Genomic DNA, 1,768 nt, shown 5'->3' with positions numbered 1-1,768 from the left:
CGGGCGACAACTGGATGGCGCATTATCGTCGATCCGCGCATTGCCAGCGATCATGGATGCTGTCGGCGACAAGGTGGAAGTCCACCTTGATAGCGGCATCCGGTCCGGTCAGGACGTGCTCAAGGCTCTCGCGATGGGGGCAAAGGGCACATACATCGGGCGCGCCTTTGTAAATGGTCTGGGTGCGATGGGCGAAAAAGGCGTGACCACTGCGCTGGAGGTGATCCACAAGGAACTGGATACGACAATGGCGCTTTGCGGGCGGCGGGACGTCAAGACCTTGGACCGGGATATTCTGCTGGTTCCCGAAGATTTCGAAGGGCGCTGGAGCTGATCAATCATTCTCCGGCTCACAAACCAAACTTTTTTCTAAAAATTACTTCTTTTTGTTAGGGCCTGTGGACAATCATCTTGAGGCTATGAGTGCTGCTACAAGGTTCCAACACGCTGCGTAACTACAATCTGTTTTGTCGTATCTTGTTGCTATCCCTCTGAACTCTTTGATCTTTGCGAAGTAATTTTCCACCAGATGCCGCCACTTGTAGACCTCCGCGTCATAATCGCGCTGGATTTTACGGTTGGCTTTGGGCGGGATCACAGCGGTTGCACCGCGCTGGTCGAGGTCTTGTAACAGCCAGTCCGCGTCAAACGCCTTGTCCGCGAGCAGCGCGTCAAAAGAAACGCCGCTGATCAACGGCGCGACACCTTTCATATCATGCGCTTGTCCCGGCAGCAGCAGGAAGCTCACCAGATTGCCGAGCGCATCCACCAACGCTACAATTTTCGTCGTCAGCCCGCCGCGCGAGCGCCCTATGGCCTGAGCTTGAGTCCCCCTTTTGAGCCGGTCGCCTTCTGGTGGACCTGAACGATGGTGCCGTCGATAAGTGCATACTCAAGGTCGCGGTCACCGCTCATGGCGTTGAAAAGACTCTCGAATACGCCGGACTTGGCCCACCGGCGAAACCGCCGGAACTGGCTGTTCCAATGGCCAAACCCAGGCGGCAGGTCGCGCCATGGCGACCCGGTGCGCACCCGCCAAAAGACCGCTTCCAGAAATAGGCGATTGTCCTTTGCCGTGGCTCCGGCATCGCTGACCTTACCCGGAAGATGCGGCTCAAGCCGCTGCCACAAAACGTCCGACACCACAAACCGCTGCTCGTTCATTCAAACCTCCATTTTGGAAACTTGAATCAGAAGTCAGGCAAAATGGGAATCCTGAATGTCCACAGGCCCTAGCACCGCATACATCTGCCCAACTGTTGCCTTTTTCTTAAGCTTTAGGACGCCTCACCGCTGGTGCGTGGCTTGGGGGTATCCCGCGCGCGCCTATAGGAACAATGTAACGAGGAGCATATGATGCCTATCAAAACCACCCCTATCGCCGCCGTACTGGCGCTCACCGCCACTACAGCTTTCGCTGGCGGGCTTTCCCCTGCCATCAACGAGACACCCTTGGTCGAAGACGAAATCGTTGCTGCTACACCATCCATCGACCCTGCATATATCGTGGTCGGTGTTGTGGCCGCACTGCTGATCGCAGCCTCGGTTGGTAACGACAGCAGCGACACTCTCATGCCAATTGCGCTAAATTAGGAACCTGAGTCAACGTCAGACAATAGAGTAGTTCGTATCAGCGGGCGAGTAAGCCAAGTGATCACAGAATAATCGCCTTCGCTTGAATCCGGCTGATGAGCCAAAGCAATGAACGTGACGGAACGTGTCAACGACTTTGAGACAGTGGCCTTTGGAATTTAGGCTTGGGTTTCTT

Annotated in this window: 2 protein-coding genes and 1 pseudogene; 2 read left to right on the top strand and 1 reads right to left on the bottom strand. The window is 55.4% G+C overall.

Going from position 1 to position 1,768, the window contains the following annotated elements; genetic code table 11:
* Positions 1 to 334 (top strand): alpha-hydroxy acid oxidase (locus VGP75_RS19650; protein ID WP_327545261.1); only part of this gene is annotated, 334 nt, incomplete at its 5' end.
* A 72-nt stretch (positions 335 to 406) separates the two neighbouring features.
* Here VGP75_RS19650 and VGP75_RS19645 read toward each other — a convergent pair.
* A pseudogene (locus VGP75_RS19645) lies at positions 407 to 1,164 on the bottom strand (IS5 family transposase).
* Positions 1,165 to 1,356: 192 nt separating this feature from the next.
* Here VGP75_RS19645 and VGP75_RS19640 point away from each other — a divergent pair.
* On the top strand, positions 1,357 to 1,593 hold the full coding sequence (locus VGP75_RS19640) for a hypothetical protein (protein WP_327545259.1): 237 nt from the start codon (positions 1,357 to 1,359) through the stop codon (positions 1,591 to 1,593).
* Positions 1,594 to 1,768: the final 175 nt, after the last annotated feature.

The sequence above is a fragment of the Yoonia sp. genome (assembly GCF_036007805.1).
In the GTDB taxonomy this organism is placed as follows: domain Bacteria; phylum Pseudomonadota; class Alphaproteobacteria; order Rhodobacterales; family Rhodobacteraceae; genus Yoonia.
The sequence above is the reverse complement of the archived record's forward strand: the minus strand, read 5'-3'. Positions and strand labels throughout refer to the sequence as shown.